At 66.5% G+C, this 22,556-nt stretch carries 23 protein-coding genes; 7 read left to right on the top strand and 16 right to left on the bottom strand.

Annotated features, from left to right (window positions below):
* Nucleotides 1-273: 273 nt before the first annotated feature.
* From ACQR1Y_RS33640 to argH, 7 genes are all read right to left on the bottom strand, one after another.
* Nucleotides 274-1,245 carry an AAA family ATPase gene (locus ACQR1Y_RS33640; RefSeq protein ID WP_434879921.1) on the bottom strand — a complete coding sequence of 324 codons (972 nt, stop codon included), beginning with the start codon at nucleotides 1,243-1,245 and terminating at the stop codon, nucleotides 274-276.
* 343 nt (nucleotides 1,246-1,588) lie between these two features.
* Nucleotides 1,589-2,563: an N-acetyl-gamma-glutamyl-phosphate reductase gene (gene argC / locus ACQR1Y_RS33645; protein WP_434879920.1), complete on the bottom strand. Its 975-nt coding sequence runs from the start codon at nucleotides 2,561-2,563 to the stop codon at nucleotides 1,589-1,591.
* An 83-nt stretch (nucleotides 2,564-2,646) separates the two neighbouring features.
* Nucleotides 2,647-2,970 carry an addiction module antidote protein gene (locus ACQR1Y_RS33650; RefSeq protein ID WP_434879919.1) on the bottom strand — a complete coding sequence of 108 codons (324 nt, stop codon included), beginning with the start codon at nucleotides 2,968-2,970 and terminating at the stop codon, nucleotides 2,647-2,649.
* A 2-nt stretch (nucleotides 2,971-2,972) separates the two neighbouring features.
* Nucleotides 2,973-3,269: a type II toxin-antitoxin system RelE/ParE family toxin gene (locus ACQR1Y_RS33655; protein ID WP_315805687.1), complete on the bottom strand. Its 297-nt coding sequence runs from the start codon at nucleotides 3,267-3,269 to the stop codon at nucleotides 2,973-2,975.
* A gap of 235 nt (nucleotides 3,270-3,504) precedes the next feature.
* Nucleotides 3,505-4,770 (bottom strand): diaminopimelate decarboxylase, encoded by a 1,266-nt coding sequence (gene lysA, locus ACQR1Y_RS33660; RefSeq protein ID WP_434879918.1) that lies wholly within the window; start codon nucleotides 4,768-4,770, stop codon nucleotides 3,505-3,507.
* A gap of 361 nt (nucleotides 4,771-5,131) precedes the next feature.
* Entirely contained in the window at nucleotides 5,132-5,410 is a 279-nt protein-coding gene (gene lptM, locus ACQR1Y_RS33665; RefSeq protein ID WP_434879917.1) for an LPS translocon maturation chaperone LptM, read from the bottom strand.
* 98 nt (nucleotides 5,411-5,508) lie between these two features.
* A complete protein-coding gene (gene argH / locus ACQR1Y_RS33670; protein ID WP_434879916.1) occupies nucleotides 5,509-6,900 on the bottom strand; it encodes an argininosuccinate lyase in 1,392 nt (463 codons plus the stop codon).
* Nucleotides 6,901-6,995: 95 nt separating this feature from the next.
* Here argH and tlpA point away from each other — a divergent pair, with 95 nt between their 5' ends.
* A complete protein-coding gene (tlpA, locus tag ACQR1Y_RS33675) occupies nucleotides 6,996-7,685 on the top strand; it encodes a thiol:disulfide interchange protein TlpA (RefSeq protein WP_434879915.1) in 690 nt (229 codons plus the stop codon).
* Nucleotides 7,686-7,767: 82 nt separating this feature from the next.
* Here tlpA and ACQR1Y_RS33680 read toward each other — a convergent pair whose 3' ends face one another.
* The 6 genes from ACQR1Y_RS33680 to ACQR1Y_RS33705 form a co-directional block, all read right to left on the bottom strand.
* Nucleotides 7,768-7,965, bottom strand: a complete 198-nt coding sequence (locus ACQR1Y_RS33680) for a putative motility protein (RefSeq protein WP_172111345.1) — start codon at nucleotides 7,963-7,965, stop codon at nucleotides 7,768-7,770.
* A 73-nt stretch (nucleotides 7,966-8,038) separates the two neighbouring features.
* The gene (locus ACQR1Y_RS33685; protein ID WP_434859839.1) at nucleotides 8,039-8,917 is read right to left on the bottom strand and encodes a 3-hydroxybutyryl-CoA dehydrogenase; all 879 of its coding nucleotides are present in this window, start codon (nucleotides 8,915-8,917) and stop codon (nucleotides 8,039-8,041) included.
* Nucleotides 8,918-9,015: 98 nt separating this feature from the next.
* A complete protein-coding gene (locus tag ACQR1Y_RS33690; protein ID WP_434879914.1) occupies nucleotides 9,016-9,951 on the bottom strand; it encodes an electron transfer flavoprotein subunit alpha/FixB family protein in 936 nt (311 codons plus the stop codon).
* Nucleotides 9,951-10,700 carry an electron transfer flavoprotein subunit beta/FixA family protein gene (locus ACQR1Y_RS33695; RefSeq protein WP_008964844.1) on the bottom strand — a complete coding sequence of 250 codons (750 nt, stop codon included), beginning with the start codon at nucleotides 10,698-10,700 and terminating at the stop codon, nucleotides 9,951-9,953. The genes ACQR1Y_RS33690 and ACQR1Y_RS33695 overlap by 1 nt, the downstream gene beginning before the upstream one ends.
* 118 nt (nucleotides 10,701-10,818) lie before the next feature.
* On the bottom strand, nucleotides 10,819-11,391 hold the full coding sequence (locus ACQR1Y_RS33700; RefSeq protein ID WP_434879913.1) for a cob(I)yrinic acid a,c-diamide adenosyltransferase: 573 nt from the start codon (nucleotides 11,389-11,391) through the stop codon (nucleotides 10,819-10,821).
* 57 nt (nucleotides 11,392-11,448) lie between these two features.
* The gene (locus ACQR1Y_RS33705; protein ID WP_434859895.1) at nucleotides 11,449-11,643 is read right to left on the bottom strand and encodes a twin transmembrane helix small protein; all 195 of its coding nucleotides are present in this window, start codon (nucleotides 11,641-11,643) and stop codon (nucleotides 11,449-11,451) included.
* Between the two features lie 130 nt (nucleotides 11,644-11,773).
* Here ACQR1Y_RS33705 and ACQR1Y_RS33710 point away from each other — a divergent pair, with 130 nt between their 5' ends.
* Nucleotides 11,774-12,667, top strand: a complete 894-nt coding sequence (locus ACQR1Y_RS33710; protein ID WP_434859836.1) for a YihY/virulence factor BrkB family protein — start codon at nucleotides 11,774-11,776, stop codon at nucleotides 12,665-12,667.
* On the opposite strand, the gene ACQR1Y_RS33715 is transcribed toward ACQR1Y_RS33710, so the two are convergent.
* The 3 genes from ACQR1Y_RS33715 to ACQR1Y_RS33725 form a co-directional block, all read right to left on the bottom strand.
* Complete coding sequence (locus ACQR1Y_RS33715; protein WP_434859835.1) at nucleotides 12,594-13,769, bottom strand: ATP-binding protein; 1,176 nt, start codon at nucleotides 13,767-13,769, stop codon at nucleotides 12,594-12,596. The two genes, ACQR1Y_RS33710 and ACQR1Y_RS33715, sit on opposite strands and share 74 nt — an antisense overlap.
* A 469-nt stretch (nucleotides 13,770-14,238) precedes the next feature.
* Complete coding sequence (gene gluQRS / locus ACQR1Y_RS33720; RefSeq protein WP_434859894.1) at nucleotides 14,239-15,108, bottom strand: tRNA glutamyl-Q(34) synthetase GluQRS; 870 nt, start codon at nucleotides 15,106-15,108, stop codon at nucleotides 14,239-14,241.
* On the bottom strand, nucleotides 15,108-15,974 hold the full coding sequence (locus ACQR1Y_RS33725; protein WP_434859834.1) for a nucleotidyltransferase domain-containing protein: 867 nt from the start codon (nucleotides 15,972-15,974) through the stop codon (nucleotides 15,108-15,110). The genes gluQRS and ACQR1Y_RS33725 overlap by 1 nt, the downstream gene beginning before the upstream one ends.
* Before the next feature lie 90 nt (nucleotides 15,975-16,064).
* Here ACQR1Y_RS33725 and ACQR1Y_RS33730 point away from each other — a divergent pair, with 90 nt between their 5' ends.
* From ACQR1Y_RS33730 to ACQR1Y_RS33750, 5 genes are all read left to right on the top strand, one after another.
* A complete protein-coding gene (locus ACQR1Y_RS33730; protein WP_434859833.1) occupies nucleotides 16,065-16,709 on the top strand; it encodes a DNA-3-methyladenine glycosylase family protein in 645 nt (214 codons plus the stop codon).
* An 84-nt stretch (nucleotides 16,710-16,793) separates the two neighbouring features.
* Nucleotides 16,794-18,566: a flavin-containing monooxygenase gene (locus tag ACQR1Y_RS33735; RefSeq protein WP_434879912.1), complete on the top strand. Its 1,773-nt coding sequence runs from the start codon at nucleotides 16,794-16,796 to the stop codon at nucleotides 18,564-18,566.
* A gap of 30 nt (nucleotides 18,567-18,596) precedes the next feature.
* Complete coding sequence (locus ACQR1Y_RS33740; RefSeq protein ID WP_434879911.1) at nucleotides 18,597-19,571, top strand: peptidyl-alpha-hydroxyglycine alpha-amidating lyase family protein; 975 nt, start codon at nucleotides 18,597-18,599, stop codon at nucleotides 19,569-19,571.
* Between the two features lie 219 nt (nucleotides 19,572-19,790).
* Nucleotides 19,791-20,348: an HNH endonuclease gene (locus ACQR1Y_RS33745; protein WP_012029992.1), complete on the top strand. Its 558-nt coding sequence runs from the start codon at nucleotides 19,791-19,793 to the stop codon at nucleotides 20,346-20,348.
* A gap of 246 nt (nucleotides 20,349-20,594) precedes the next feature.
* Nucleotides 20,595-22,553 (top strand): putative bifunctional diguanylate cyclase/phosphodiesterase, encoded by a 1,959-nt coding sequence (locus ACQR1Y_RS33750; RefSeq protein ID WP_434879923.1) that lies wholly within the window; start codon nucleotides 20,595-20,597, stop codon nucleotides 22,551-22,553.
* Nucleotides 22,554-22,556: the final 3 nt, after the last annotated feature.

Here is a 22,556-nt window from a genome sequence, read left to right on the forward strand (position 1 = left end):
GCTTCCGCTTCATCTGTCCGTCCTTCGTCAGGCCGGACTCTAAATCCTTCTGGAGGAAATTCTTAGGGGCAGATCAGTGGGTAGATCGGCCGAGGCTCATCTCGCAAAGGCCCTAAATATCGTACCGCGACTATGAAATAGGCAGATGCCTGTTCGGCGCCGTCGGCTATTAGCCGAGATGTCACCGGCTCGACAGCATCTCTTTGGACATCTTCGTCATCCTGGTAGTGATCGAAGAGGAGAGCCGAAACCTGCGGGCGGATATCAAGAAAGTTAAAATTTAGTCGATTGGCCCGTTCTAATTGCTCTTGCTTCGATATTTGCCAATGCTTGCACAAGCAAATCCGAAAGGCGCTCTACAGAGATTAACTCTCCCGGACCCACTTCCATTAGGGCCAGTTGCTTAGTGAGCTCCGCCGGTATCTTCTGCTGAAACAACTGAACAATCGAGTAAGGAACCTTGACGTTTAAAAGATTTGGAAAGCGATACCGGTAGGGATCCTCCGCGCATAGCGCGATTGCGACGCGAAAAGCCTTCTCTTTAGCTCCATCATATTTAACGAGAACTTGGTTTGGAAAGAAGTGTCGAGGCGCTGCTCCCACAATCTGGCCGTCGGGCTTTGAAGCCAGCAATTCCTGCGACGATGCGCTGTCGACCTCAGGTACACTAAACCCAAATACAGCATCGTCCCCAACATCAGAGTCGACCCCGCGTCGCCGCAACCTAATGAATCGAGCCTTCTCAGCCGGCTCGTCTTCGCCAGTCACGCGAAGAAGCGATGTCGCCAGCTTAGGCTGCAATTGCAACAGTGCCTCTGAGGTTCCGAGTCCTCCAGGGCCTATTTCCGCCTCCTTAGGTACTTCCCACGAGAAACTGCCTTCTATGCGAGAAACCGACGTCCTTCCCCAAAGCCTTGAATGCTGAGATGTCGCATTGACCGTACTGCGAAAAAGCATTCGATCGCTCTCTCGCAGTTCGATTTCAAAGCCAATGCCAATAAAACTTTGGCTCGATGCAGCGTTTTTGACGTCGCTAAATTTGCCAAGCTTAAGCATCGGGCCGTTCAGGGCTAGCGCTCTTGTGGGAGGCGCATACTGCAGGGTTTGCTTCATCAGCAGGATGCTTTGAATTATCGAGCTCTTGCCACTGCTGTTTGCGCCAGCGAAGACGGTAATAGGTGCCAGCTCAATATCGGTTTTGTCGCGAAACGACTTGAAGTTCTCAATCGACCACTTCGTAATCATGGTGCCCTGCAACACGCTCAAAGCGAGAATACAAGGTACTGCACTCGTTGGCTTGGTTGCAACTCAGGATCTGTAGGCGCTCAGGCTATCATGATTGTGGGAACTTTGCTCGGTCTAGACGGCGCGCGACCGACGGCGTCTTAATCAACTCTTTCGTTGACCGGAACGACGCCGAAGGCAGGCATGTTCGGCGCCGGCTCGGTCGCGGGCAGTTGTGGTGAGGACCTCGCGGGGCTTGGGAATCAATTAGTTAGTCACAACGGTCAACGATGGGGCGCATTGGCCTCGCTAGGCTTCAGCTAAATCTTCATGACTACAGTGATAATAGTCCGCTGGGCATACCTCACGGCCAAACCGGCGCCCCCTCCAGTCCCGCGGTCTCCTCCAGCCCGCACATCAAATTCGCATTCTGCACCGCCTGCCCGGCGGCGCCCTTGCCGAGATTGTCGACGACGCCGAGCGCGATCACCAAATTGCGGTCGGGGTCAGCGGCGTAGCTGACGAAGGCGAGGTTGGAGCCGGTGGCCCATTTGGTCTGCGGCGGCGTGTCGGTGACGCGGACGAAGGCGCTGTCACGATAGAAGCGGCGGGCGGCGTCAAGGCATTGCGCCGTGGTGGCGCGGCCGCGGGCGTAGATGGTGGCGAGGATGCCGCGGGTCATTGGCACCAGATGCGGCGTGAACACGAGGCCTGTGGCGCTGCCGCCGCTGATCCGCGCGATCGTGCGTTCGATCTCGGGCATGTGGACATGCCCCAGCAGGCCGTAGGGGATCAGGTTCTCGTTGCTCTCGGCGTAGCCGAATTTGCTGTCGCCGCCGCGGCCGGCGCCGGAGATGCCGGTCTTGGCATCGATCACGATGTTGTCGGGCGAGATCAGTTGCGCGGCGAGCAGCGGCGCCAGCGGGGTCAGCGCCGCCGCCGGGAAGCAGCCGGGATTGGCGATGCGGGTCTGGCCCGCGATCTCGCTCGGCCAGACGTCGGCGAGGCCGTAGGTCCAGCCGTCGGCGTAGCGGTGGTCGCCGCCGATGTCGACGATCTTCACGTGGCCGGGCACGCGCGCCAGCGCCTCGCGCGAGGCGCCGGTGGGGAGCGAGGCGAACAGCACGTCGAGCGGCGGCAGGCGCGCGGGGTCCCACTTCTCGATCACCAGATCGGCGAGTTTCGTGGGCACGCCGGGGAAGCGCTGCGCCAGACGCTGGCCCGCGCTGCCCTCGCCCGCGGCGTAGACCAGCTCGAACGCCGGATGCCCCGCGACCAGGCGCATCGCCTCGCCGCCGCCAAAACCGGAGATCCCGACGATGCCGACGCGAATGCTCATGGGTGGGGGTCCTGATGGGGAGAATGAAGAGTTGCGGCGCTGCCTGAGATGCGCGGCCGAAGTTGCGCTTCAGCCGGTCATCGTCACCGCGGCGCCGCGGCTTTCGTCTTCGGCTTGGCGCGGGCCGGCTCGGCCGTCAACCGGATTCCCATCGCCGTGATGATGCGCAGGACGGTCGCGAACTCCGGGTTGCCGTTTTCGCCGAGCGTCTTGTAGAGCCCTTCCCGCGTGACGCCGGCGGCCTTGGCAACCTGGCTCATGCCCTGCGCGCGGGCGACGAGATTGAGCGCGTCCCTGACCTCGGCGGGATCGCCGTCGGCGAGCACGAGGTTGAGATACTCGGCACGGGCGGCCGGCGTGCGGAGATGCTCAGCGGCATCGAATGTCTTGAGCTTGCTGATTTTCATCCTCAATCCTCCAATGTCGCCGCGAGGTCCTGGGCCTTCTTGATGTCCTTGTCCTGGGTCCGCTTGTCGCCGCCGCAGAGCAGGATCACGACGGTCTTGCCGCGCCTCGTGAAATAGACGCGATAGCCGGGGCCGTAGTCGACGCGTAGCTCGCTGACCGCACCACCGACCGACTTGGCGTCGCCGAAGTTTCCCGCGGCCACCCGGCTGATCCGCCGGACGATGTGCAAACGGGCGCGCTGATCGCTCAACGCAGCCAGCCAACGCGAGAAGCCGGGCGTTTCGCGAACGTCGACCATGTGAGGAGTGTAATCTATGGATTACAAAGACGCAAGTGCACGATGTGCGAGGCTGGACTAGGCAATCGCGGCAGAACGGCTGCTAATGAGTTACTCTGTCATGCCCGGGCTTGTCCCGGGCATCCACGTCCTTCCCAGGATGCCGGACGACGTGGATGGCCGGGACAGGCCCGGCCATGACGATGTGGAGACGGATGAGCGTGGCCGCGCGAGTTTCGTGCGCGTCAGGCCGCCCTCACAGCCACGGCGCTGGGGTGTCCATCGCGATCAGTTGCTCGACCTCGATCCGCGGGCGGATCACGGCGGACTGGTCGCCCTTGACGAGCACTTCCGGCACCAGGGCGCGGGTGTTGTAGGTGCAGGCCTGCACGGCGCCGTAGGCGCCGGCGGTCATGATGGCGAGGAGGTCGCCGGGCGCGGGCTCCGGCAGCGCGCGGTCGAGGGCGAGGTAGTCGCCGCTTTCGCAGACCGGGCCGACGACATCGGCCACGAAGGCGGGCGCGTTCGGCGCGGGCTGCTTGACGGGGAGGATGTCGTGATGCGCCTCGTAGAGCGTCGGGCGGATCAAATCGTTCATCGCGGCGTCGATGATGACGAAGTTCTTGGCCTCGCCGTGCTTCACATAGATCACCTTGGCGACCAGGATGCCGGCATTGCCGACGATCATGCGGCCGGGCTCGAACATCAGGGTGCAGCCGAGATTGTGCGACACGCGCTTGACCATCGCGGCGTAGGCGGCGGGCTCCGGCGGCACGGTGCGGTCCAGGTGATAGGGGATGCCGAGGCCGCCGCCGAAATCGACATGGGAGATGTCGTGGCCGTCGGCGCGCAGGGTCTGTACGAATTCCGTCAGGATGCGGAACGCGGTCTCCATGGGGCCGAGATCGGTGATCTGGCTGCCGATATGGACGTCGACACCGGTGACCTTGATGCCCGGCATCTTGGCGGCGCGGGCGTAGACGCGGCGGGCGTGGTCGAGCGGAATGCCGAACTTGTTCTCCGACTTGCCGGTCGAGATCTTGGCGTGCGTGCCGGCATCGACGTCCGGGTTGACGCGGATGGAAATGCGGGCGGTGTGGCCGGTCTCGACGGCGAGGCGCGCCAGCAGGTCGAGCTCGGGCTCGGATTCGATGTTGAGGCAGTGGATGTCGGCGGCGAGCGCGGCGCGCAGCTCGGCCTCGGTCTTGCCGACGCCGGAGAACACGATCTTGCGCGAGGGGATGCCGGCCGCCAGCGCCCGCTTCAATTCGCCGCCGGAGACGACGTCGGCGCCGGCGCCGAGTTTTGCGAGCGTGCGCAGCACCGACTGGTTGGAATTGGCCTTCATCGCGTAGCAGATCAGCACGTCCTGACCGGCGAAGGCGTCCGCGAACACGCGGTAGTGCCGCTCCAAGGTGGCGGTGGAGTAGCAGTAGAACGGGGTGCCGACGCGGCTCGCGAGCTTGGCGAGATTGACGGCCTCGGCGTGCAGCACGCCGTCGCGGTAGTCGAAATGGTTCATGGGTTCGTGTCCGCGCGCGGGGCTGCGAGAATGGGTGATTGTGGCGGCGAATTGCCGGGAAATGGGGTGGAATGTCAAACCCGCGCTGCCACCCTCCCCTGGAGGGTGTCCCGCAGCTCCGCGCATCCAGGCGCGGGGCGATCGCATTCGATGTCGTTCCGGGGCGCGCGAAGCGCGAGCCCGGAACCCATAACCACAGGATGCTGTGTGGGGCACGCTCGGAGTTGCCGGCTTGCCACGCCGCAGCGGCCTGTGGCTATGGATTCCGGGCTCATTCGCGCTGCGCGCGAATGCCCCGGAATGACGAAATCATGGAGTGCGGGACTGTAGCGAAGGAAGACTGCTCCCGCGAGCCGAAGGCTTATTTGCTGTCCAGCAGCGGATCCAGGATGAAGGATTTCTTCTGGCCGCGGGCGGCGGCCGGGGCGCCGTCGGCGCCGTAGCCGGAGTTGAACAGGCCGGGCTTGTTGGCGGCCTCGGTCGCGGTGTCGGTCGGGGCAGCCGAGAGTTGGGGCGCCGGCGGGGAATTGGCGGGCAGGTCCAACGGGCCCTTGCGGCCGCAGGCGGCCAGCAGCAGCGCGGAGGCGCCCAGGACGAGAACGATCCGGGCGGCGGAGGTTGGACGGCGAGCGCTATTCACGTGTGGAATCCCCATGCGGGCGGCACCATACAGAGGTTGATCCGCCCTGACGAGTGCCGGAGTGCCACGCCAGGGCGATCAAATTTCGGACGGGAGCCCTACTTCCGCTGCTTTTCCAGTCGCTTCAGCCAGGCCTTGGCCTGCGCGGCCACGTTCTTCGGCGCGGTGCCGCCGAAGCTGGTGCGGCTCTTCACGGAGGATTCCACCGAGAGCACGCCGAGCACGTCGGCGGTGATCTTGGGCTCGACCTCCTGCATCGCCTTCAGCGGCAGCTCGTGCAGCGCGACGCCCTGCTTCGAGGCCAGCGCGACGATGCGGCCCGTGACGTGATGAGCCTCGCGGAACGGCATCTTGAGGCTGCGGACCAGCCAGTCGGCGAGATCGGTGGCGGTGGCGTAGCCCTCGCCGGCGGCGGCCTTCATCCGGGCCTCGTCCGGCACCAGATCGAGCGCCATGCCGGTCATGGCCCTGATCGCCAGCGACAGCGCGGCGAATGCCTCCATCGCGCCCTGTTTGTCCTCCTGCATGTCCTTCTGATAGGCGAGCGGCAGGCCCTTCATGACGATCAGGAGGCCGTTGAGCGCGCCGATGATGCGCCCCGTTTTGGCGCGGACGAGCTCGGCGGCATCCGGATTGCGCTTCTGCGGCATGATCGAGGAGCCGGTGGTGAACTTGTCCGACAGCTTGATCAGGCCGACCAGCGGCGAGGTCCAGATCACGATCTCCTCGGCGAAGCGCGACAAATGCACGGCGCAGATCGACGCGGCCGAGAGCGTCTCCAGCACGAAGTCGCGGTCGGAGACGGCATCGAGCGAATTGGCCATCGGGCGGTCGAAGCCGAGCGCCTCCGCCGTGGCGTGGCGGTCGATCGGGAACGAGGTGCCGGCGAGCGCGGCCGCGCCCAGCGGCGATTCATTGAGGCGCTTGCGGGCGTCGAGGAAGCGGCCGCGGTCGCGGCCCGCCATCTCGACATAGGCCAGCAGATGGTGGCCGAAGGTGACCGGCTGGGCGGTCTGCAGATGGGTGAAGCCGGGCATGACGGTGCCGGCGAATTCGAGCGCACGGGTGGCGAGCGCCTGCTGGTAGGCGGCCAGCGCCGCGTCGATGTCGTCAATGGTGTCGCGGACGAACAGGCGGAAATCGGTCGCGACCTGGTCGTTGCGCGAGCGCGCGGTGTGCAGCCGGCCGGCGGCGGGGCCGATCAGTTCGGAAAGCCGGCTCTCGACGTTCATATGGATGTCTTCGAGCGCCCGCTTGAACTCGAAGGACCCCTTGGTGATCTCTGACAGGATCGTGTCTAGACCCTTCCCGATATTTTTCGCATCACCAGCCGTGATGATGCCCTGGGCGGCGAGCATGGCGGCGTGCGCCTTGGACGCGGCGATGTCCTGCGCGTAGAGGTGGCGATCGACGTCGATCGAGACGTTGATGTCCTCCATGATCTCGTCGGGACGTTCCGTGAACCGGCCGCCCCACATCTTGTTGCTCATGCCTGCCGCTCTTAAACCTTGATGACCGCGTCTGGATGGGACACACCGTCTGATGCCCCGAAATTCGCGCCTCTGATAGCCGCAACCGACCCGAGATGACAAACGATAAGCCAGAGACGTCCCCTGCCCGCCCCGCCTCGCGCGGCCGAACCGTGCTGATCGCCGGCGCCGTGGCGGTCGTCGCCGTGGCCGGCATTGCGGCGGCCTCGTTCGGAGGGCTCTTGAAGGGCAAGCCGGCCGGCGACCAGGCCTGCCAGGCGGCGGTCGACACCGCGGCGCGGCTGGCGCCGCTGATCAAGGGCGAGGTGGCGGCGCTGACGGCCGCCAAGGCGCCGCTGCGGCTGCCGGACCTCGCCTTCGAGGACGCCTCGGGCGCGGCGAAGAAGCTGTCGGATTTCCGCGGCAAGACGGTGCTGTTGAACCTCTGGGCGACCTGGTGCGTGCCCTGCCGCAAGGAGATGCCGGCGCTGGACGGCCTGCAGGCCAAGCTCGGCAGCGACGCGTTCCAGGTGGTCGCGGTCAACATCGACACCCGCGACCCGGAGAAGCCGAAGACGTTCCTCGCCGACGCCAAGCTGACGCAGCTCGCCTATTTCAGCGACGCGAAAGCAAAAGTGTTCCAGGATCTGAAGGCGGTCGGCCGCGCCTTGGGCATGCCGACCTCGGTGCTGGTCGACGGCCATGGCTGCGAGATCGCGACCATCGCGGGACCGGCCGAATGGGACAGCGCCGACGCGCTCAAGCTGATCCAGGCGGCGACGTCGAAGGCCGCCGCAGGGCTGTAGGTCCGACAAACTCTGGATTCCGGGTTCGATGCTGCGCATCGCCCCGGAATGACCGTGGGTGAGGGAAAAGAAGTCGTCCCGCTCAGGCGGCGATATTCAGGTTGCCGCCCACACCCGGGCCGACATTGGCGAGCGACAGCGTCTGCTGGGCGCCGCCGAGCAGGGTCAGGACGGCGTCCTTCTGCGCGTCCAAATTCTGCTTCAAGACCGACGTCGCGACCTGCTGCTGGGTCGCACTCGCCTGCTGCGCCATGACCGCAGCCACCAAGCTCATATCCATACGCATATACCTCGTCTGAGCTGAACGGTAGCCGATCAGCCTTAACGAAGCGTGTGGATCGTTTCAGATTGTTTCAGCGGGTCGGGACCGGCTTGGGACCGCGGTAGTCATAGAAGCCGCGCTGCGTCTTGCGGCCGAGCCAGCCGGCCTCGACATATTTCACCAGCAGCGGGCACGGCCGGTACTTGGAGTCGGCGAGGCCCTCATGCAGCACCTGCATGATCGACAGACAGGTATCCAGGCCGATGAAATCGGCGAGCTCGAGCGGCCCCATCGGGTGATGCGCGCCGAGCTTCATCGCCGCGTCGATCGCCTCGACGTTCCCAACGCCCTCGTAAAGCGTGTAGATCGCCTCGTTGATCATCGGCAGCAGCACGCGGTTGACGATGAAGGCCGGGAAATCCTCGGAGACGGCGACCTGCTTGCCGAGACGGCCGACGAACTCCTTGGCCGCCTCGAAGGTGGCGTCGTCGGTGGCGATGCCGCGGATCAGCTCCACCAGCTCCATCAGCGGAACCGGGTTCATGAAGTGGATGCCGATGAAGCGCTCGGGGCGGTCGGTGCAGGCGGCGAGTCGCGTGATCGAGATCGACGAGGTGTTGGAGGCGATGATTGCTTCCGGCTTCAGGACGGCGCAGAGATCGTGGAAGATCTTGCGCTTGACGTCCTCCTTCTCGATCGCGGTCTCGATGACGAGGTCGCAATCGGCGAGGCCATCCAGGGTTTCGGTCAGCGAGATGTGCTTGAGCGCATCGCCCCGAGCCTCCTCGGTGATGACCTTCTTCGCCACCTGGCGGGTCAGGTTGCCGTTGATGGTGGCCATGCCCGACTTCAAGCGATCGGCCGTGACGTCGTTGAGCACCACGTCGAGACCGGCCAGCGCGGCAACATGCGCGATGCCGTTGCCCATCTGTCCTGCGCCGATCACACCGAGCTTGTTGATCTGAGCCATGTTGTCATCCACCGGGACGGCGCACTGCAGATGCCCGTCCAACCCCTTGAAGAAGGAACACCGGCCGCCAAGGTCCCATGCGGCCGGTGTTCATCGCGTTACTTGCCGAGCGCGTCCGTCAGCTCCGGCACCGCTTGGTAAAGATCCGCTACCAGGCCGTAATCGGCGACCTGGAAGATCGGCGCGTCCTCATCCTTGTTGATCGCGACGATCACCTTGGAGTCCTTCATGCCGGCCAGATGCTGAATGGCGCCTGAAATGCCGACCGCCACGTAGAGTTCCGGAGCGACCACCTTGCCGGTCTGGCCGACCTGCCAGTCGTTCGGCGCGTAGCCCGCGTCCACCGCGGCGCGCGAGGCGCCGACGCCGGCGCCGAGCTTGTCGGCGAGCGGCTCGATGAACTTGGCGAAGTTCTCGCGGCTCTGCATCGCGCGGCCGCCCGAGACGATGATCTTGGCCGAGGTCAGCTCGGGACGATCGCTCTTGGCGACCTCCTCGCCGACGAAGCTCGACAGCGCCGGATCGCCGGCCGCCGCCACGCTCTCCACCGACGCGCTGCCACCCTCGCCCGCAGCGGCGAAGGTCGAGGTGCGGACAGTGATGACCTTCTTGGCGTCCTTCGACTTCACGGTCTGGATCGCGTTGCCGGCATAGATCGGCCGCTCGAACGTGTCGGGCGCGACGACCTTGATGATCTCCGACACCTGCATCACGTCGAGCAGGGCAGCGATGCGCGGCATCACGTTCTTGAAGCGCGACGTCGCGGGCGCGACGACCGCGTCGTAGTTCGCGGCGAGCTTGACGACGAGATCGGCCAGCGGCTCGGCGAGATCATGCGCGTAGGCCGCATCGTCGGCCAGCAGCACCTTCTTGACGCCGGCGAGCTTGGCGGCGGCCTCGGCCGCGCCCTTGGCGCCCTGGCCCGCGACCAGCACGTCGACGTCGGCGCCGAGCGCGGCAGCCGCCGTCAGCGCCTTGTTGGTCGCGTCCTTGATCCCGGCATTGTCGTGTTCGGCAATCAGCAGCGTGGCCATCAGAGCACCCCCGCCTCGGTCTTGAGTTTGGAAACGAGCTCGGCGACGTCCTTCACCTTGACGCCGGCCTTGCGGCCCGCAGGCTCGGCGGTCTTGAGCACTTCGAGCCGCGGCGTGAGATCGACACCGGTGTCGGCGGCGGTCTTCTCGGCGATCGGCTTCTTCTTCGCCTTCATGATGTTCGGCAGCGACGCGTAGCGCGGCTCGTTGAGGCGGAGATCGGTGGTGACGATCGCCGGCCCCTTGAGCTTCACGGTCTGCAGGCCGCCATCGACCTCGCGGGTGACCTTGAAGTCGCTTCCTTCGACCTCGAGCTTGGAGGCGAAGGTCGCCTGCGCCCAGCCGAGCAGCGCGGCCAGCATCTGGCCGGTCTGGTTCGAATCGTCGTCGATCGCCTGCTTGCCGAGGATGATCAGTCCCGGCTGCTCTTCCTGAGCGACGGCCTTGAGGATCTTGGCGACCGCGAGCGGTTCCACATTGCCCTCGGCCTTGACCAGGATGCCGCGGTCCGCGCCCATCGCGAGCGCAGTGCGGATCGTCTCAGAGGCCTGAGCAGGCCCGATCGAGACCACAACGACCTCGGTTGCCTTGCCGGCTTCCTTGAGCCGCAGCGCTTCCTCGACGGCGATCTCGTCGAACGGATTCATCGACATCTTGACGTTGGCGAGCTCAACGCCCGATCCGTCGCTCTTGACGCGGACCTTGACGTTGTAGTCGACCACCCGCTTGACCGGCACCAGAACCTTCATCGATCCTCTTTCGCTCTAAATTGTCCGGGGTTGATCTTTCGGGCGCGGAACCTAAAGCGCCCTTACCCCCCGGTCAACGCGCGAGGGGCGAAAAAACGCCACCCCGCACGCCGCCGGGTTAACGGTTTTGCCCCGGCACCCACAACACGTCGCCGGCCCCGTTCCGGTTTGCGGCGCGGCTGGCCACGAACAGGAAATCCGACAACCGGTTCATATAACGAATGGCAGCCTCGCTGACCGGCTCGTCCGGTCGGGAAGCGAGTTCCGCCATGATCCGTTCCGCCCTGCGGCAAATGGTGCGCGCGACGTGCAGATGCGCGGCTGCCGGAGTTCCCCCGGGCAGCACGAACGAGGCGAGCGGCGCGAGCCGCTCATTCAACGTGTCGATGTCGCGCTCCAGGCGATCGACCTGGCTCGCCACCACGCGCAGCCGCTCCGCCTTGCCCTCGCGCTGCGGCACCGCCAGATCCGCGCCGAGGTCGAACAGGTCGTTCTGGATCAGGCCGAGCATCGCATCGATCTCGGGCGCGTCGGCCAGATGCAGCCGCACTACCCCGATCGCGGCGTTTGTCTCATCGACGGTTCCATAGGCGGAGACGCGCAGATCAAACTTCGGCCGGCGCTCGCCGTTGCCGAGCGCCGTCGTGCCGTCGTCGCCGGTCCGCGTGTAGATGCGATTCAGAACCACCATGCTGAAATCTCAATGTCCTTGTCTCGACGTCTCAGCGTCCCGTCTCAGCGCCCATTTTCAGTGTCCCATGGCCCAGATCGTCGCCATGGCAATGACGATCGCCACGAACTGCAGGATCACCCGCCAGCGCATCAGCTTCTGCGACAGGTTGGGCGAGCCGCCGCGCGTCATGTTGACCAGGCCGAGAAACAGCACCAGGGCGACCGCGCCGACGGCGATCGGAAGGATGAATTTACCGAGGAGTGAAGCCATTTGGGCTAGATAACACCGCCGACGCAGGAGCGCCATGCCGGATCGCCGCATCCGGCCCTGCAACCGCTGGCTTTCGGGACCGTATTATTGGATGGTATGAACCCAAGAATGTTGCGGAGTGCAGGGACAGGTGAAGGCGCTTCGCTACATCTTCCACGTCGTCATGGATGCGTTCTACACGTTCCTCGCCGATGACGGCTGGGCGATCGCGAGCCATATCGCGCTCTCGACCCTGATGGCGCTGTTTCCTTTCCTGATCGTCCTGACCTCGCTGGCGGGCTTCCTCGGCTCCAAGGACCTCGCCGACCAGGCCGCCACCCTGATCCTCGAGACCTGGCCGGCCCAGGTGGCGGACGCGTTGACCGGCGAGATCCACGATGTCCTGACCACGACCCGGACCGATGCGCTGACCATCGGCGCCGTGCTCGCGGTCTACTTCGCCTCGAACGGCGTCGAGGCGCTGCGGGTCGCGCTCAACCGCGCCTACGGGGTGATCGAGCAGCGCCGCTGGTACTGGCTGCGGCTGGAATCGATCGGCTACACGCTGGTCGCCGCCGTGACGGCACTCGCGATGTCGTTCCTGATCGTGCTCGGCCCGCTGATGCTGGCGACCGCCCGACGCTACTTGCCGCTGGCGGTCGAGGCCAATGAGAGCTTCGTCAACCTGACGCGCTACGGCATCACCATCAGCGCGCTGATCGTCGCGCTGTTCATCCTGCACGCCTGGCTGCCGGCGGGCCGCCGCAGCTTCATGCAGATCATGCCCGGCATCGTCTTCACTTTCGTCGCCTCGCTGGTGTCGGGCATCGTGTTCGGCCAGTATCTGGCGCGTTTCGCCAACAACTACGTGACGATGTATGCGGGGCTCGCCTCGGTGATCATCGCGCTGGTGTTCCTGTATTTCATCGCCGCGATCTTCGTGTATGGCGGCGAGTTGAACGCGTCGATCATCAAGTCGCGGCTCCCGCGCGGTGTGTCGCTGCAAGAAGCGCAGTCGCTAGAGCCCGCGGCGAAACGGGCTTGAGCAGGAACGCGTCCGCGCCTGCGGCGCGCGATGCCGTCTCGTCCTCGCCGCGCCCGGACACCCCGATGATCGGGATGTCGCCATGCGGCGCGTCGAGGGCGCGGATCTGCGCGATCGCCTCGATGCCGTTGATGCCCGGCAGCACCATGTCCATCAGCACGGCGTCGTAGTGGCCGGACGCGATGCGTTCGGGCGCGGCCTCGCCGCGGCCGATGAACTCGGCCTGATGGCCGAGCTCGTTCAGGATGGTGTTGAGCACGACGCGGCCGAACGGATTGTCCTCGACGCCGAGGATGCGCAGCGGCCGCGTCGGCGCCAGGGTGACGCCGTCCTCGCCGCCGGCCGCCGTGGCCCGCGGCGTCGCCGCCACTGTCAGCGTCACCGTCAGCGTGAAGGTCGTGCCGCCGCCCTCGTGCGGCTCCACCGCGACGTCGCCTCCCATGGCGCGCGCCAGCTGCCGCACAGAGGACAGGCCAAGCCCGGCGCCGCCGAACCGCGAGGCGATCGAGACATTGGCCTGGCTGAACGGCCGGAACAGCCGCTTGATCTCCTGCAGGGTCAGGCCGATGCCGGAATCCGAGATATGGAAGGCCACGGCGACCCTGCCCTTGGCCGGGCTCCGCGACGCCTTGCCCCGACCTGCCTTGCCGGCCAGCGCGATCCCCAGCGCCACCCCGCCCTGCTCGGTGAACTTCACCGCATTGTCGATCAGGTTCTCGAGCGCGGCGCGCAGGCGCACGGGATCGCCGACGACGAGCCCTGGCAAGGCGTCGGAGACCTCGACCTTGGCCTCCAGCCCCTTGGCCGCGGCCCGGCCCGCCAGCGAGTCCCCCGCGGCCCGCGCCAGCACGCGCAGATCGAACAGATCCTCCCGCAGCAGCGCCCCGGTGGTCTCGTCCTTGGCGGCATCGACGAACAGCGTCGCCAGGCTCGAGAGATGCTCTGCGCCGGCCTTGATCGTGTCCACCCAGCGCCGCTCGCGCTCGCCGAGCTCGGAGGTGGCGAGCAGATCGCTGATCGCGAGAATTCCGGTCAGAGGGGTGCGGACCTCGTGGGCGAACACCGCGAGCGCCGCCTCGACCACGCCCGGGCCCGGCGCCATTGCGGGAGCGAGCTTTGCTGCCTCCGGCTTTCGATGTTTGGCCTTGGCCGCGCTCCGCTGCCCCCCTGCCATGGCCGTGACCTGAGGAACGTGCTTTTTCAGCGGCCGCGCCTTCGCGCGCTCCTTGACCGGCGCCGCAGCCTTCGCCGTCGGGCGCGATGCTTTCGAGACCGCCTTTGCAGCAGGCGCCTTACTTGTACCGGCGCGCTTGGCAGCCGGCTTGGCCGGGCGGGCCCGACGCCCCGTACTCGTGTTCCGAACGCGCTTCATCATGGCCCCTGTGACATGAACTCCGCAAAACGAAGGGGCACTTCTCTTGTCATGTCTGGTCGTGCCGCTTTCGATTGAAGCTCCCGATTAACCCGCGCTATCGGGCAGCATGGCACGGTCGTTTCCGGGTGTCACGATGCCCCGGAGGTTGTCCCCGCCGGAAACATGCGCAGACAGCGGGACTTGCGCCGAGACGCGGCTACACCAAGCCGATCCTGTGTCGGATTTCCGCCGGCGAGACGCCTTCGGCGCGCAATGTGCGCAATCCGGTCGCCAGAGTGGACTTGGACAGCTTGTGACCCTGGTCGTCGCGAATCAGTTGGTGGTGCCGGTAGGCCGGCGCCGGCAGCCCGAGCAAGACCTGCAACAGTCGGTGCACGCTGGTCGCATGAAACAGATCCTGCCCGCGCACCACCTCGGTCACGCCCTGCAGCGCGTCGTCGACCACCACCGAGAGGTGGTAGCTCGTGGGCGTGTCCTTGCGGGCGAGGATGACGTCGCCCCAGGCCGCCGGCCTGGCTTCGATCGTCCCGGCCTCGCCGTCGGGCCCGCAGCCGACCTCGTCCCAGTCCAGCCGCCCAGCGCGCGCGACCGCCGCGTCCATATCGAGTCGCAAGGCATAGGGCGCGCCGCTGCTCATCAGCTCCCCACGACGCGCTGCAGGCACGGCCTTCGCCGCGCCGGGATAGAGCGGCGCGCCGTCGGGATCGCGCGGCCAGCCGCCATCGGCATCCCGCTGCGCCACCAGCCGCGCGATCTCGGCGCGGCTCTCGAAGCTCGGATACACCAGTCCCATCGCCTGCAGCCGCGCCAGCGCCACGCCATACTCGGCGAGATGCTCCGACTGCCGCCGCACCGGCAGCTCCCAGGTGATGCCGAGCCAGGCAAGGTCCTCGGTGATCGCCTGCTCGTAGTCCGGCCGGCAGCGGGTCGGGTCGATATCCTCGATGCGCAGCAGGAAGCGGCCGCCGCTCTCCTGAGCGCGCCGGACATTCAGCAGCGCCGAATAGGCATGGCCGAGATGGAGATAGCCGTTCGGACTGGGGGCAAATCGGAAAACGGGTGGCATCATGGCGAGATCGACGAAACAGATCGCTCCGTTCCGCTTCCCTGAGCTTCGGCTTCCAGACGCTCGACCACGGTCCGGTAGAATTGCTCCGCTTCCTGCATCATCTCGGCCGTGCTTCCCCGACCGTCGCCGAAGGCCGAGCGCGCGAGCTCGAACTCGGCATCGATGAAGTCGGCGACGGCCATCGGCAGCGCCGCGCTGCCCAGCTCGTGAGTCAACGCCTTGCGGCGCATGAGATCCGCGACCTCCGCGCCCAATGCGGCCGGCGGATCGCACTCCGCCATCAACGTCGGGAAATGCATCGGCGCCACCGCTTCGGTCGGATTCAAGCGGAGCCAGCGCAGCGTCGCGGCTGGCCGCAACGCATAGAAGATCTTCTTCTGCGCGACGCTGGTGCCATCGCCGAAATACACCCGGCGCTGCCGCTCACCGAGATGCAGATAGTGCCGCGCAATCGCGTCACGCTTCGCGGCGCGTCTCGCAAAGGCGAGGAAGTCGTCCCGAAACCACGCCATGCCGCGATACACCACCGGCGAGCGCAGCCACTCGATGATGACGGCATTGCCCTTCAGCAGCAGGCGCAGCGCCTTGGCGAGATCCCAGCCATTGGCATCGAAATCATCCTGCAGCGGAAACTCGATGACGTCGCGGACCGGCCATGGCTTGATATGATCCGCCGCGCGCCGCACATAGACGAACCGGCAATCATAGTCGCTGTCGGGCGAGGCGAAGCCCCAGGCGCGGCTGCCGCTTTCGACGGCGAGGGGCAGAAACATGCCGTGCTCGCGAACGACGCGATCGAGCAGGGCGTCGACCCCGGCCACCTTGTCGCGGTCCATGTCGGAGGGGATGTGACGCAAGTTCATGAGAGTTCCAACCTTGACTGATGCTGCCTTAGCCCCCGCTCTCCGTGGCGTCCACCCGGCGAGACATCGCGCAACTTGGGGTGCCGAGACGTGACCCTCCATCTCGACAGCCAGACCGTTCTGGAGGATGCGATCCGCGATCTCGTCAGACAGGACACGCGACTCGTGCCGATCCTCGCAGCCACCGGCATGCCGGCGTTGCGGCGACGGGAGCCGGGCTTTGCCGGAATCGCCCACATCGTCTGCGGCCAGCAGCTGTCCACCGCCAGCGCGGCGGCGATCTGGGGCCGGCTGCAGGCGGCGTTCGATCCGTTCGACGCGGACGCGATCCGCCGCGCCCGGGCCGACCGGCTGGGGCGGCTCGGGCTGTCCGCCGCCAAGATCAAGACACTCAAGCACATCGCGCGCGAGCTCGGCGCCGGACGGCTGAACCTCGACGTGCTCGCCAATGAGGACGCCGACGCGGCGCACGCGACCCTGACCGCCCTGCCCGGCATCGGCCCGTGGACCGCGGACGTCTATCTGCTGTTCTGTCTCGGCCATGGCGACGCCTGGCCGGCGGGCGACCTCGCCGTGCAGGAGGCGGTGAAGGTCGGGCTTGGCCTGGCCACCCGGCCGACAGCGAAGCAGATGATGCCACTCGCGGAAGGCTGGCGGCCGTTGCGCGGCGCGGCGGCGCATCTGTGGTGGAGCTACTACCGCGTGATCAAGCAGCGCGAGGGCGTCGTCGGATAGACCCCTATCCGTCCGCGTCGGTCCCGGGTTACGCTCTGCGGCAAACGACGAGGCCGCACGAACATGACGGCCGGGAGGATACGCATGCTCGACCGGACGCACGACCTCACGGCTGCTGTCGAGGGCTGGCTTGCCGCGTTCGCACAGGCGCTCGCAGCGCCCGACGCCGGCGATCTCGCAAGCCTGTTCCAGGCCGACAGCTACTGGCGCGACGTGCTGGCGCTGAGCTGGCGCATCAAGACGCTCAACGGGCGCGAGGCGATCCTGCACGAGTTGCCGGCGGATGCGCGCGCGGCCGCGCCGCGTGCCTTCGCCATCGCACCGGGACGCGCCGCCCCGCGCCACATCAGGCGCGCCGGCGCCGACAGCATCGAGGCGTTCTTTCAGTTCGAAACCATCCAGGGCCGCGGCTTCGGCATCGCCAGGCTGACCCCGGATGCCGCCGATGGCCAGCGGCTGAAGGCCTGGACGTTGCTGACAGCGCTGGACGAACTCAAAGGCTTCGAGGAACCCATCGGCGCCCGCCGGCCGCGCGGCCAGTCCTATTCGCGCGACTTCCGCGGGCCGAACTGGCTCGACCAGCGCGAGGCCGCGCGCGCCTATGCCGATCGCGATCCCGCCGTGCTGGTGATCGGCGCCGGCCAGGCGGGGCTCGCCATCGCCGCGCGGCTGACCATGCTGCAGATCGACACGCTGGTGGTCGATCGCGAGACCCGGATCGGCGACAACTGGCGCAAGCGCTATCACGCGCTGACCCTGCACAACCAGGTGCAGGTCAATCACATGCCCTACATGCCGTTTCCGCCGGGCTGGCCGGTCTACATCCCCAAGGACAAGCTCGCCAACTGGTTCGAGGCCTATGCCGAAGCGCTGGAGCTGAACGTCTGGACCGAGACCGAGTTCGAAGGCAGCACCTATGACGAGGCGGCGGCGCGCTGGACCGTGACGCTGCGCCGCGCCGACGGCAGCGAGCGTACGATGCGGCCGCGCCATATCGTCATGGCGACCGGCGTCAGCGGCATTCCCAACCGGCCGGGGCTGCCGGGCCTCGCCGACTACACCGGCACGGTGCTGCATTCCAGCCAGTATGGCGATGGCGAGGCCTGGCGGGGCAGGCGGGCGCTGGTGATCGGCACCGGCAATTCCGGCCACGACATCGCGCAGGACCTTCATGCCAGCGGCGCCGAGGTCACCATGGTGCAGCGGGCGCCGACGCTGGTCACGAACATCGAGCCTTCGGCGCAGCTCGCTTATGCCGCCTACAATGACGGCACGCTCGAGGACAACGACCTGATCGCGGCGTCGATGCCGCTGGCGCTGGGCCGGCGCAGCCACCAGATGCTGACGGAACAGTCGAAGCAGCTCGACCACGCGCTGCTCGACGGCCTCGCGCGGATCGGCTTCAAGCTCGATTTCGGCGAGGACGGCACCGGCTGGCAGTTCAAATATCTCACCCGGGGCGGCGGCTACTACTTCAACGTCGGCTGCTCTGACCTGCTCGTCAGCGGCGCGGTCCAGCTCATCCAGTTCGATGCGATCGCACGCTTTGGCCCCGACGGTGCCGAGCTGACGGATGGACGCAGACTGGCGGCCGACCTGATCGTGCTCGCCACCGGCTACAAGCCGCAGGAGGTGCTGGTGCGCCGGCTGTTCGGCGACTCCACCGCCGACCTGATCGGGCCGATCTGGGGCTTCGGCGACGGACAGGAGCTGCGCAACATGTACACGCGCACGCCGCAGCCCGGGCTGTACTTCATCGCCGGCAGCCTCGCGCAGTGCCGCATCAACTCCAAATACCTCGCGCTGCAGATCAAGGCCATCGAGGAGGGCTTGCTGCCGGCCGGCGTATCGGGCTGAATGGCCCGACTGGAACACGGAGACCATGGCATGTCCGCGACCCTCGGCACCGGCGACTACACCTATCGCGTCGTCAAGGGCTGGGCGAAGCTGCCCGAGGGGTTTGCGCTGACCGACGTCGCCTCGGTCGCCGTCGACAGCAAGGATCGCGTCTACGCCTTCAACCGCGGCGCCCATCCGATGATCGTGTTCGATCGCGACGGCAATTTTCTGCGCAGCTGGGGCGAAGGCCTGTTCAGCCGCGCCCATGGCCTGTCGATCGATGCCGATGACAATCTCTACTGCACCGACGACGGCGACCATACCGTGCGCAGATGCACGTCCGACGGCAAGGTGCTGCTGACCATCGGCCTGCCGGAGCGGCCCTCGCCATTCATGAGCGGCGAGCCGTTCAACCGCTGCACCCACACCGCGCTGTCGCCGTCCGGCGAGATCTACGTGTCCGACGGCTATGGCAATGCGCGGGTCCACAAATACACGCCGGACGGCAAGCTGATCAGAAGCTGGGGCGAGCCGGGCTCGGACCCCGGCCAGTTCAACATCGTTCACAACATCGCGACCGATGCCGACGGCTTCGTGTACGTCGCCGACCGTGAGAACCACCGCATCCAGATCTTCGATGGCGACGGCCGCTACGAGACGCAGTGGAACAACCTGCACCGGCCCTGCGCGCTGTGCGCCTGCGGCGCCAAGCGCAAGACCTTCATCATCGGCGAACTCGGCCCGGGCCTGCCGGTCAATCTCAACGTTCCCAATCTCGGACCGCGCCTCACCATCACGGATTCCGGCGGCCGGCGGCTGGCGCGGCTCGGCGGCGAACACGGTCCTGGCCTGGAAACAGGGCGTTTTCTGGCGCCGCATGGCCTCGCCATCGACAGCCGCGGCGACATCTATGTCGGCGAGGTCGGCGTCACCAACTGGAGCACGAGCTTCCCGGACCGGCCGATGCCCGACGAGGTCAGAACCCACCGCTGCCTGCAGAAGCTGGAGCGTGTGCCGGCCTGAGACCGGCCCAATAGGCCCCTCGGACGGGTCCCCTTCTGCAAGTGAGTTGCACTGCGGCAGAACGCGACACCGCCACGCTTCCGACGCCCTTTGACCCGATGCGCGAAGGCGGGGAGAAGCCATGTCAAGCCATTCTTGGGGCTTCACAATCCCGTCACGCTGCATGTAGTATGTCGGGGCATGCTGCTTCGCAGCCGTTATGGAGGGCAGGAGCGTTACTTGAACGCACATGTCTCGCAAGGCGGTTGGCCGGTGTTGGTGCTGAACGCGGACTTCCGGCCGCTGAGTTACTACCCGCTGTCTCTCTGGTCGTGGCAAGACGCGATCAAGGCGGTGTTCCTCGATCGCGTCAACATTGTCGAGTACTACGACAGGGCGATCCGAAGTCCATCGTTCGAGATCCAGCTGCCCAGTGTGGTCTCGCTGAAATCCTTCGTGAAGCCGACGACCCATCCGGCCTTCACCCGCTTCAACGTCTTCCTCCGCGATCGCTTCGTCTGCCAGTACTGCCACTCCGGCGACGACCTGACCTTCGACCACGTCATCCCCCGCAGCAAGGGTGGCCAGACCACCTGGGAAAACGTCGTCGCCGCCTGCTCGCCCTGCAATCTGAAGAAGGGCAATCTGACGCCGCAGCAGGCCAAGATGTTTCCCAAGCAGGCGCCCTACGCACCGACCGTACACCAGCTCCATCGCAACGGCCGGCTGTTCCCGCCGAACTATTTGCACGACAGCTGGCTCGACTATCTCTATTGGGACACCGAGCTCGATCCGTAGCGGGCTGCATCGTCCTGGTCGTTGCAGTCGGATGGCGCCTTGGCCGCCATGCCGACCGGTTGCGCCGGCCGCCGGCGAGCGTCCCGCCGTCTTCGTTGCGGTGCTCGGGCGGTCAACCGTAAGCAGTATTATCCGTCCGATTAACCCGGCCTTAGGTCCCCGTTCAGCATGCTCGTGCGCCGCCGCATGGGCCGCCGACAGGGCTGGCTCGTTCCCGTCATCCATCCGCAGGGCCATCCGCTTCGCATGCAGACCGCTTCCACCGACCCCCAGGCGGCGGCGCTGGCGAAGGCCCAGGCAGCGAGCTCGCTGCAGAACGTCGCGCTGACGCTGTTCGCCAACGTCGCCATCGCGATTTCGCTGGCGCTGCTGATCTATCTGCGGGAGGGCAGCACGCCGATCCTGTGGTGGCTGGCTGCCGCGACCGTCTTCGCCGTGCTGCGCGCCGCGTGGGTCTCGCGGTTGAAATCGTCGGGACAGATCGAGCGCGATCCGGCGCGCGTGCTGCGCGCGCTGACGGTCATGGCGCTGGCCAGCGGATCGCTGTGGTCGGTCGTCCCGCTCGGCCTGCCGGTCTTCACCCAGGCCCACAACGTCAACGACATCGTCTTCATCATGGCCGGCGCCACCACCGGCGCGATCATCCAGAGCCTCGCTTATTCGCCGATGGCCATCGCCTTCGGCGCCCCGCTGATGGGGGCCACGATCCTGCGGATGCTGCTGTCCGGCGGCGATGTCGGCTCCATCGTCGCCGCCGACATCGCCTTCCTGACGGTGATGCTGTTCCGCGCCGCCCGGCTCGGCGAGCGCAACTTCATCGCCGGCCAGCGTACGACCATCGCGGCGACGGAGCTCGCGGAGTCCGTCGCCGTCGCCAACCAGACGCTCGAGCGGCTGGTGCGGACGGACTCGCTGACCGGCCTCGCCAACCGCAGCCATTTCCGCAGCGTCGCAGGCCACGCCTGCGCGGCGGGCCAGGGCGTGGCGTTCCTGCTGTTCGACGTCGACAACTTCAAGACCATCAACGACACCCGCGGTCACGACGCCGGCGACCGCGTGCTGCAGACCGTCGCGGCGCTGCTGCGGTCGGCCTGCAGCGACGACGATCTGCCGGTGCGGCTGGGCGGCGACGAATTCATCGTGGTGCTGCAGGGAGCAGAGGCCGGCAGCCGCGCGATCGCGCTTGGCGAGCGGCTGATCGCGGCGCTGCTGCGCCCGGTCCTGATCGCCGGCCAGCCCCTGAGCGTCAGCTGCTCGATCGGCATTGCCGCGCAAGGCGGCGGCGCCATCGACATCGAGGAGCTTTCCGCGCGCGCCGACGCCGCGCTGTACCGCGCCAAGGATGACGGCCGCGCCTGCATGCGCGTCTTCGACGACAACATGCAATCGGCGCTGACCATGCAGCGGCGGCTCGATGTCGAGCTGGCGACCGCGCTGGCGCGGCGCGAGCTGCATGTCGAATTCCAGCCGCAGGTCGCGATGGCCAGCCGCGAGGTCATCGGCTTCGAGGCGCTGCTGCGCTGGAAGCATCCTTGCGCCGGGATGATCCCGCCGCCGGACATCGTCTCGGCCGCGATCCGGTTGCGCCTGTCCGGACAGCTCACGGAGTTCGTCGGCGAGCGCGCCTGCGCGTTCCTGCGCGCGCTTGACCGCAAGAAGGCGCACGGCATCAAGGTGTCGGTGAACGTCTCGCCGCGCGAGTTTCCGATCCATTCGCCGGCGCAGACGCTCAAGCTGGTCACCGAACGCTACGGCGTCGATCCCAATCGGATCGAGATCGAGGTCACCGAGGAGGCGATGTTCGATCCCAAGCGCTGCGCCGACGAGCTCAAGCTGATCGACCAGCACGGCTTTGCGCTCGCCATCGACGATTTCGGCGTCGGCCATTCCTCGATCGCCAACCTGATGGCGGTGGAGATCGACACCGTCAAGATCGACCGCTCCTTCATCGACGGCATCGCCGGCAATCGCCGCGACCAGCAGCTCGTCGCCGCGATCACCGCGGTGGCGCTGCCGCTCGGCCACCGCATCATCGCCGAGGGCGTCGAGCGCGAGGAGGACGCGCAGTGCCTGCGCATGCTCGGCTGCTCCTACGGCCAGGGCTGGCTGTACGGCAAGCCGATGAAGGAGGACGATGCGATCGCCTGGCTGGTCCGGCACCGCAGCGCGACCGCCGCGATCGAGCCGCTGCCGCGCAGCGCGTAAGTT

Origin of the sequence: Bradyrhizobium sp. HKCCYLRH3099 (assembly GCF_051167855.1) — a bacterium.
Taxonomy (GTDB): Bacteria; Pseudomonadota; Alphaproteobacteria; order Rhizobiales; family Xanthobacteraceae; genus Bradyrhizobium.

Bases quoted from the DNA above. Each gene is read 5' to 3' on its own strand.
- ACQR1Y_RS33640 (WP_434879921.1), bottom strand. From the start codon at position 1,245: ATGATTACGAAGTGGTCGATTGAGAACTTCAAGTCGTTTCGCGACAAA.
- argC (WP_434879920.1), bottom strand. From the start codon at position 2,563: ATGAGCATTCGCGTCGGCATCGTCGGGATCTCCGGTTTTGGCGGCGGC.
- ACQR1Y_RS33650 (WP_434879919.1), bottom strand. From the start codon at position 2,970: ATGAAAATCAGCAAGCTCAAGACATTCGATGCCGCTGAGCATCTCCGC.
- ACQR1Y_RS33655 (WP_315805687.1), bottom strand. From the start codon at position 3,269: ATGGTCGACGTTCGCGAAACGCCCGGCTTCTCGCGTTGGCTGGCTGCG.
- lysA (WP_434879918.1), bottom strand. From the start codon at position 4,770: ATGAACCATTTCGACTACCGCGACGGCGTGCTGCACGCCGAGGCCGTC.
- argH (WP_434879916.1), bottom strand. From the start codon at position 6,900: ATGAGCAACAAGATGTGGGGCGGCCGGTTCACGGAACGTCCCGACGAG.
- tlpA (WP_434879915.1), top strand. From the start codon at position 6,996: ATGACAAACGATAAGCCAGAGACGTCCCCTGCCCGCCCCGCCTCGCGC.
- ACQR1Y_RS33680 (WP_172111345.1), bottom strand. From the start codon at position 7,965: ATGGATATGAGCTTGGTGGCTGCGGTCATGGCGCAGCAGGCGAGTGCG.
- ACQR1Y_RS33685 (WP_434859839.1), bottom strand. From the start codon at position 8,917: ATGGCTCAGATCAACAAGCTCGGTGTGATCGGCGCAGGACAGATGGGC.
- ACQR1Y_RS33690 (WP_434879914.1), bottom strand. From the start codon at position 9,951: ATGGCCACGCTGCTGATTGCCGAACACGACAATGCCGGGATCAAGGAC.
- ACQR1Y_RS33695 (WP_008964844.1), bottom strand. From the start codon at position 10,700: ATGAAGGTTCTGGTGCCGGTCAAGCGGGTGGTCGACTACAACGTCAAG.
- ACQR1Y_RS33700 (WP_434879913.1), bottom strand. From the start codon at position 11,391: ATGGTGGTTCTGAATCGCATCTACACGCGGACCGGCGACGACGGCACG.
- ACQR1Y_RS33705 (WP_434859895.1), bottom strand. From the start codon at position 11,643: ATGGCTTCACTCCTCGGTAAATTCATCCTTCCGATCGCCGTCGGCGCG.
- ACQR1Y_RS33715 (WP_434859835.1), bottom strand. From the start codon at position 13,769: ATGGCGCCGGGCCCGGGCGTGGTCGAGGCGGCGCTCGCGGTGTTCGCC.
- gluQRS (WP_434859894.1), bottom strand. From the start codon at position 15,108: ATGCCACCCGTTTTCCGATTTGCCCCCAGTCCGAACGGCTATCTCCAT.
- ACQR1Y_RS33725 (WP_434859834.1), bottom strand. From the start codon at position 15,974: ATGAACTTGCGTCACATCCCCTCCGACATGGACCGCGACAAGGTGGCC.
- ACQR1Y_RS33735 (WP_434879912.1), top strand. From the start codon at position 16,794: ATGCTCGACCGGACGCACGACCTCACGGCTGCTGTCGAGGGCTGGCTT.
- ACQR1Y_RS33740 (WP_434879911.1), top strand. From the start codon at position 18,597: ATGTCCGCGACCCTCGGCACCGGCGACTACACCTATCGCGTCGTCAAG.
- ACQR1Y_RS33750 (WP_434879923.1), top strand. From the start codon at position 20,595: ATGCAGACCGCTTCCACCGACCCCCAGGCGGCGGCGCTGGCGAAGGCC.